We start from the raw sequence: 6,848 nt of genomic DNA on the forward strand, positions 1-6,848 counted from the left end.
TTATTCGTGAAAGTGATTGTAAATCAGCTTGGCGATGCTTTCGGAGATACCAGAGACAGCTCTTAGATCATCGATGCCTGCTTTTGAGACGGCTTTTGCCGTACCGAAATGACGGAGCAAAACGCGCTTTCTTGCCGGGCCGATGCCAGCAATCTCATCCAGTGGATTGGCAACAATAGCTTTTTTGCGACGGGCTCTGTGAGAACCAATGGCGAAGCGGTGGGCTTCATCTCGCATACGTTGGACGAAATACAGAACCGGGTCGCGCTCTGGCAGCATGAAGCTTTGCTCACCGGTGACGAAGAACTTTTCGCGGCCTGCATCGCGGTCCGGGCCTTTTGCAATGCCGACGAGTGGGATGTCGGTGATGCCCATTTCTTCCAGCGTTTCACGCACAGCGCTCAGCTGCCCTTTACCACCATCGATCAGAACCAGATCTGGCCATGCGGGGATGTCGGCGTTTGAAGGTGCGATGTCCTGCTCATCACTTTTGGCTTCTTGGCTCGCTTTGGACTGCGCTTTGAAGCGTGCAGCTTGTTCGTAACCTTCCGGATTTTCTTTCTGGAGGCGTGCAAAGCGGCGGGAGAGGACTTCTCGCATCATGCCGTAGTCATCGCCGGGGATCAGGTCTTCCGACTTGATGTTGAATTTTCTGTACTGGCCTTTTGCAAAGCCATCAGAACCAGCAACGATCATTCCGCCGACCGCGTTGGTTCCCGAAATGTGGGAGTTATCGAAGACGTCGATGCGGCGCGGGGTGCGATCCAATCCAAAGGCTTCGGCAACGCCTTTTAGGAGTTTCAACTGGCTTGAGGTTTCTGCAAGTCTGCGGCCTAGTGCGCCTTTGGCATTGGTGAGCGCATGTTCCACCAGTTCGCGTTTTTCTCCGCGTTTTGGTGTTGCGACTTCAACCTTGCGGTTTGCGCGGGCTGTCAGGGCTTCTGCCAGCAGATCCTGTTCTTCGAGGTCATGAGAAAGCAGGACCATACGCGGTGGTGGTTTGTCCTCGTAGAACTGGGAGAGGAAGCTCTCCAGAATTTCAGAGGGCTCATAGCTTTTGTCGGCCTTAGGGAAGTAAGCGCGGTTGCCCCAGTTCTGTCCTGTACGGAAGAAAAAGACCTGAACGCATGTCTGGCCGCCTTCCTGATAGGTGGCGAAGACGTCAGCTTCTTCGATGCCTTGCGGGTTAATCCCCTGATGGCTCTGAACGTGAGAGAGTGCTGCAATTCGGTCGCGATAGACTGCGGCTTGTTCAAAGTCGAGGTTCTCGGAGGCCTTCTCCATGGCCTGAGCGAGTTCCTGCTTGATGAGCTGGCTTTTGCCGGAGAGGAAGGACTTTGCTTCAGCCACAAGGCCTTTGTAGTCTTCGATCGAGATCTCGCCGGTGCATGGTGCTGCACAGCGTTTGATTTGATAGAGCAGGCAAGGGCGTGAGCGGTTTGAGTAATAGCTGTCAGAACAGTTGCGGATCAAGAACGCCTTCTGCATGGCGTTGATGGTGTCGTTTACTGCACCTGCGGAAGCAAATGGGCCGAAGTAGTCACCTTTTCTGATGCGCGCGCCACGATGTTTGATCAGGGCAGGGGCTTCATGATCGGCGCTGATCAGGATGTACGGGAAGGATTTATCGTCACGCAGAAGCACGTTGAAGCGAGGGCGTAGTCGCTTGATCAGATTTGCTTCCAGCAGCAGGGCTTCAGGCTCTGTGCGGGTTTCGACAAACTCCATGGCAGCCGTTGCCATGATCATCCGCATGATGCGGTTGGATTGTCCTTGCAGCCGCGTGTAGCTGGTCACACGCTTTTTGAGAGAGCGGGCCTTACCGACGTAGAGGACTTCGCCATCCTCATCAAACATACGGTAGACGCCAGGGCCAAGTGGCAGGCGTTTGACGAAATCAGCGATGACTTCAACGCCTTTTACGCCCGGCTTGCGCGGAGAGGCATTGCTTTCGAACTGGATTTCCGGAGTGCTCTCAGGCACATCGACATTGTCTTCTGCTTGGGCAGGCATGTCAGATGTGTCTTTGGCCATGGTCCGTTCGCTCTCGGTATGTTCAGAAGTAAAATATGGAAACGCACCTTATCCGATTCAACGGCAGGTGCGTTCTCTCAAAAGCGTTTTAGTTGTGTCTCTTAGATGAAATCCAGAGCAAATACGCCGTAGATGTAAGCGACGTAAGCAACACTTAGGAATATGCCCCATGCTTTGCCAAGGCACAGGCGCTTGGCTGCGAAGATGTAGAGCAGCACGGCACAGGCCAGCATGACCCAGATGTCATAGACGAGGATCTGTTCCGGGATCGGGATCGGGATAACGGTGACCGTGATCCCCATGATAGCGAGCAGGTTGAAAACGTTGGAGCCGATGACGTTGCCAAGTGCGACTGCGGAGTGCTGACGGATCGCTGCCATCACGGTTGTAGCGAGTTCTGGCAGGGAAGTGCCAAGGGCAACGACTGTCAGGCCGATCACGGCATCAGAAACACCCCAGGAAGAAGCAACGTCGGTTGCGCCTGAGATGGTCAGCTGTGCGCCGAGTGGCAGGCCGATGAGGCCGAGGATCAGGAAAAGGGCTGCAATGCCTTTGTTTTCAGGTACGGAATCGACGTCGAGATCGTCTTCTTCGTCATCGTCGGAGTCTGTCGTGCAGCAGGAACCGTTTTCCTTCTTGTGCTTCTTCGTTGCGCGAACGGAATCGCCGAGGAAGATTGCGAGCAAGATGAGAAGGCCGATGCCTGCATAGTGGGTAAGGGTACCCATAAAGCAGAGTGCTGCAAAGATTACGGAGACCACCAGCATGAACAAGGCATTTCTCTGAGCACCATTTTCATCACACGGTGTTGTTGCGATGAGGGCAGGGACGCCGAGCACGAGCAGAACGTTGGCGATGTTAGAACCAACAACATTGCCGATTGCAACGCCGCTTACGCCATCGAAGGCAGCCTTCAGAGAGATGAAGAGTTCTGGTGCAGAGGTACCAAAGGCGACGATGGTCAAGCCAATGATGAGTGTTGGAATTCCCAATGCCTGAGCAATTGACACAGCGCCGCGTACAAGCAGGTCACCGGCAAAGATCAAGAGTGCGAGACCTCCGAGGAGGGCAGCATATGAGAAAAGCATAGGCTGAAATTCCAATTATATATGGTTTTTTGTTTACACCGAAGGGGGCAGACAAGAGTCTGACCGGGTATATAGACAGGTTTGCGGCGTTCTTGAAGTGTCTCAGATCACTTTTGATACCTGATCTCTGCAAAAATTTCAGTCGGCAGAAATGATCACAGCTTGTGTATAGTAAAAAGGCCACTCAAATAGTATATATTACCTAGCGTAAACAATAGGTTGTCAAAGTCGCCATATTCTTTCTGTAGTTTGCCTTGAATTAACCAGAATTCGCGTCAGATCCAGCCACAAAGTCAAATCATACCTTTCTCCATCCCGGGGCGGTCTCATTTGATCGCCTTCCCCCAGCGGATGCGCTTCATGCGCTCCGCCTATATTTGTTGGAGAATGATACATGCTGCGTATTGCGTCTTGTACCGCTATTGCTTTCGGTCTGATGGCCGGCACTTCCCTTGCTGCTGACCTCCCTCAGCCAGTGCAGCCAAGTCAGCCAGAAATTTCTTATGAAACACCAGCGACCTTTTCTGCGTATGACTGGTCCGGCGCTTACATTGGTGCCAATGCTGGTTGGGGTTTCCTCAGCGCCGATGGCAAAAGCGGTGCATCCGGTGCTCTGGATGACGACCAGAACGGTGTAACTGCAGGCGTTCACGCTGGTTACAACTTCATGGTTGCTCCTAGCGTTGTGCTGGGTGCTGAAGCTGACATTCAGTACAATGACCTTGAAGAGAAAAGCGCTGGCGTAGAGCTGCAGTCTGACTGGAATGCGACTGTTCGCGCTCGTGCTGGTTACGCTCTCGACCGTACCCTCGTATACGGTACAGGTGGTGCTGCATTCAAAGACCTGACTGCAAAATCTTCTGCAGGCAAAGATGAGAAAACTGCGATTGGTTACGTTGTAGGTGCTGGTGTTGAACACGCAGTAACCGACACTCTGACTGCTCGCCTCGAATACCTCTATCAGGATTTCGGCGACCAGAAGTTTGACTTCGGTGGTACTACTGAAAAAACCAAGATCGACGAAAATCTGGTACGCGCAGGCGTGTCCATGAAGTTCTAATTGAACGGATTTTCTGCATTAAAGGCGCATGCTTCTGGCATGCGCCTTTTTTTGTTTTAGCTTCTTTCGAGCATCTCTGGTGCCAGTGTTTCATTGTAGGCAGGCACCTGCTCCACAAAGGCGTCATGCCAGCGTACGAGCTCCGGATATTCGTGGCGCCAGTCGCCGTTGGCCCGTAAGTCCAAATAGCCCAGTGAACACGCCAGAGCGATTTGAGCGCAGTCTGGGATGCCATTGGTTTGTGCTGGCGTTGGAAGCAGCTGGTCATTAAACGCTTTGAGTGTGCGGTTGACCTTACCCTGTTGGCGCTCGATCCAGACTGTGTTCCAGTGTTCTTCCGGATGATTTCTGGTTTCGATCTGTGCCTGAATAGCAGCATCCGTAATGCCGTCCGCCATTGCCTGTTTTGTCAGTACAGAGATGCGTGCTTCACCTGTTGGGATGATCCTGCCGCCGCCTGCGAGCGTGTCGAGCAGCTCCAGTGCAACGCGGCTGTCGTAAACGATCTCGCCGTTTTCCAGCAGCAGTGTCGGGACTTTTGCAAGCGGGTTCTGCTCGTACAAAGATCCTTCAGAAGCTCGGGTGTCTGCCCAATCGACTTTGACCTGATCTTCAAGACCAAGAACAGCTGCAGCAATGCGAGCCTTCCTCCCATAAGGAGAGGTTGGTGATGTGCGAAGGATGATCATTGCAGCTCTTATGCTCCTGGCTCAGGCTTGGTTTTGTCGTAGGCTGGGACGCTGGAGGCGAAGTCATCAAGCCAAGCGACGAGTTTTGGATAGGACTTGCGCCATTCGCCTGCAAAGCGAAGGTCAAGATATCCGAGCGCGCAAGCCAGAGCGATCTGTGCGGCATCTGGTGAGTTGTGCTGAACCTGTGGGAGTGGGGTGTTTTCAAAGGCTGTGAGCGCACGATCTACTTTGGCCTGCTGGTAGTCTACCCAATCCTGATGCTTCTTCTCTTCAGGGCGCATACGGCCTTCATAGACGATCTGGATAGCTGCATCACAGATGCCATCTGCAAGGGCTTGCTTGGTGAGGATATCAAAGCGTTCAGCACCGGCAGGGATCAGCTTTTCACCGCCGGCCATGTAGTCCAGATACTCGGTGATCACGCGGCTATCATAGAGTACATTGCCGTCTTCTAGAATGAGGCACGGGATCTTGCCGAGCGGGTTTTGCTGGCGCAGCGTATCGTTTGGATCCAGTGTCTTAGCGACTTCCACGTTCACTTTATCTGCGAAGCCTAACACATACAGCGCGAGCTTGATTTTGCGACCAAAAGGAGAAGCGCTGGAGGAACGAAGAGTTTGCATGGCAGCCACCTGTAAAACACTAAATCATGTTGTTACGCGCATCCTTGTCCGAAAACCGGAATTACTTTTCGGGGAGGCGCTCTAGGAGAATTGAGTGGTCTGCACGATATCCGTGTTTCTTCCAATAATGCAAGTGACTTCACTGCTAAAGTGCCCGTGCCTCTCGTGGACTTGCAAGTTCTTCTGCAAAGCGCTCAACGGCTTGCCAATCCGTGAACTCGATGGAGAGAGATGGGTCTGTTGGACCATTGGTCATCTTCATGATGAGTTGGATCATTAGGCGATCCCACGGTTTGTAATCAGGGTAGTTGAGCGCACCTGCAAAGACAGCAGTCTGTTTTGGCTGGAACTTTGATTTTTCGAGGAATTTCCTGAGATATGCGTTGGTTTCTGGTGTGCTCTTTTCGGCTTTTCGAGCTGTCAGGTTGACTGAGAAAAAGGCTGTATGAGCTGCATTCAGTTCGCTTAGGTTTTGCTGCACGAACTGGCGTACTGGCTTGAGATGAAAGCCGTAGCGGATGGGCGCACCGATCAGAATGCTGGCATCGTGCAGATCAGAGGGGAGTGGCTCCATCCCCGTTACAAGGGGGAGGAAGACAACCTTTTCTCCTTTGAGTTCAAGAATCTCTGAGATCTTGCCAATTATTTTTCTGGTTTGGCCATCATGGCTTGCGTAGGCGAGATAGTGTTTCATCAACTGCATACCCGTAGGACTGAGCTGGATGGATTATAGATCTCCAGCTTTCTTCGTCCTACGAGGCATGATGTAGCAAGGCTGTTAGCGCGGAATGATTTCCTGTTCTGGGCGAACGGTTCGGCATTCGCCGTCGTAGACTCGGAACTTGTCGAGGCCATCGATACACGCTTTGACCCCCCACGAAATGCCAAGGAAGCCATCGTATTGTACGAGTGCGTAATAAATTCGGTAGCGGGCATCGTCTGTCAGTGTGGCGATGCCATTGCAGTAACGTCGTCCAACGGGACTGGGTCTTCTGATTGTGAACTCGGACTCGCGAATGTCTTCAATCAGCTTGATCTGCAATCCACCATAGTAGCTGGGCACTGCACGGGCGATCTGGCGGGCAACAGCGCGTTGGGCTTTGCCGGAGTCGCAGGCCGGAAGGTAGTCGCCGGACCATCCGAAATAGACCTTCTCATCTGGATCGATGAAGTCTTCCTTGTCTATCTGAGGGATGTTGGAGTCATAGGTTCCCGGAGGGACAAGATCAGCGGCAAATGTCGTCCCAGTGGCAACACTCAATACAGTTGCAGTCAATAGTGTGAGGATTGATCTCGCGCGCATTAACACTCTCCACGGAAAGGCTGGCTGGTCTTGAACAGCAGAAGGCTG

At 52.7% G+C, this 6,848-nt stretch carries 7 protein-coding genes; 1 reads left to right on the top strand and 6 read right to left on the bottom strand.

The annotated features are described in order from the left end of the window. Nucleotides 1-2,034, bottom strand: a complete 2,034-nt coding sequence (uvrC, locus tag PJE062_RS04950) for an excinuclease ABC subunit UvrC (protein ID WP_008548049.1) — start codon at nt 2,032-2,034, stop codon at nt 1-3. A gap of 101 nt (nt 2,035-2,135) precedes the next feature. After that, entirely contained in the window at nt 2,136-3,122 is a 987-nt protein-coding gene (locus tag PJE062_RS04955) for a calcium/sodium antiporter (RefSeq protein ID WP_014286726.1), read from the bottom strand. 394 nt (nt 3,123-3,516) lie between these two features. Between PJE062_RS04955 and PJE062_RS04960 the strand changes: the two genes are divergently transcribed. Beyond that, nucleotides 3,517-4,182: an outer membrane protein gene (locus PJE062_RS04960; RefSeq protein ID WP_008547496.1), complete on the top strand. Its 666-nt coding sequence runs from the start codon at nt 3,517-3,519 to the stop codon at nt 4,180-4,182. Nucleotides 4,183-4,238: 56 nt separating this feature from the next. Here PJE062_RS04960 and PJE062_RS04965 read toward each other — a convergent pair whose 3' ends face one another. The 4 genes from PJE062_RS04965 to PJE062_RS26310 all read right to left on the bottom strand — a co-directional run bounded on the left by PJE062_RS04965 (nt 4,239) and on the right by PJE062_RS26310 (nt 6,800). Beyond that, nucleotides 4,239-4,871 carry a glutathione S-transferase family protein gene (locus tag PJE062_RS04965; protein WP_008547480.1) on the bottom strand — a complete coding sequence of 211 codons (633 nt, stop codon included), beginning with the start codon at nt 4,869-4,871 and terminating at the stop codon, nt 4,239-4,241. 8 nt (nt 4,872-4,879) lie between these two features. Next, nucleotides 4,880-5,497: a glutathione S-transferase family protein gene (locus PJE062_RS04970; RefSeq protein ID WP_008547508.1), complete on the bottom strand. Its 618-nt coding sequence runs from the start codon at nt 5,495-5,497 to the stop codon at nt 4,880-4,882. A 145-nt stretch (nt 5,498-5,642) separates the two neighbouring features. After that, nucleotides 5,643-6,191, bottom strand: coding sequence for a menaquinone-dependent protoporphyrinogen IX dehydrogenase (gene hemG, locus PJE062_RS04975; protein WP_037036264.1), 549 nt, complete (start codon nt 6,189-6,191; stop codon nt 5,643-5,645). Nucleotides 6,192-6,275: 84 nt separating this feature from the next. Beyond that, a complete protein-coding gene (locus tag PJE062_RS26310; RefSeq protein WP_143508329.1) occupies nt 6,276-6,800 on the bottom strand; it encodes a hypothetical protein in 525 nt (174 codons plus the stop codon). Nucleotides 6,801-6,848 lie beyond the last annotated feature (48 nt).

Origin of the sequence: Pseudovibrio sp. JE062 (genome assembly GCF_000156235.1) — a bacterium.
Classification (GTDB): Bacteria; Pseudomonadota; Alphaproteobacteria; order Rhizobiales; family Stappiaceae; genus Pseudovibrio.

Bases quoted from the DNA above. Each gene is read 5' to 3' on its own strand.
- uvrC (WP_008548049.1), bottom strand. From the start codon at position 2,034: ATGGCCAAAGACACATCTGACATGCCTGCCCAAGCAGAAGACAATGTC.
- PJE062_RS04955 (WP_014286726.1), bottom strand. From the start codon at position 3,122: ATGCTTTTCTCATATGCTGCCCTCCTCGGAGGTCTCGCACTCTTGATC.
- PJE062_RS04960 (WP_008547496.1), top strand. From the start codon at position 3,517: ATGCTGCGTATTGCGTCTTGTACCGCTATTGCTTTCGGTCTGATGGCC.
- PJE062_RS04965 (WP_008547480.1), bottom strand. From the start codon at position 4,871: ATGATCATCCTTCGCACATCACCAACCTCTCCTTATGGGAGGAAGGCT.
- PJE062_RS04970 (WP_008547508.1), bottom strand. From the start codon at position 5,497: ATGCAAACTCTTCGTTCCTCCAGCGCTTCTCCTTTTGGTCGCAAAATC.
- hemG (WP_037036264.1), bottom strand. From the start codon at position 6,191: ATGAAACACTATCTCGCCTACGCAAGCCATGATGGCCAAACCAGAAAA.
- PJE062_RS26310 (WP_143508329.1), bottom strand. From the start codon at position 6,800: ATGCGCGCGAGATCAATCCTCACACTATTGACTGCAACTGTATTGAGT.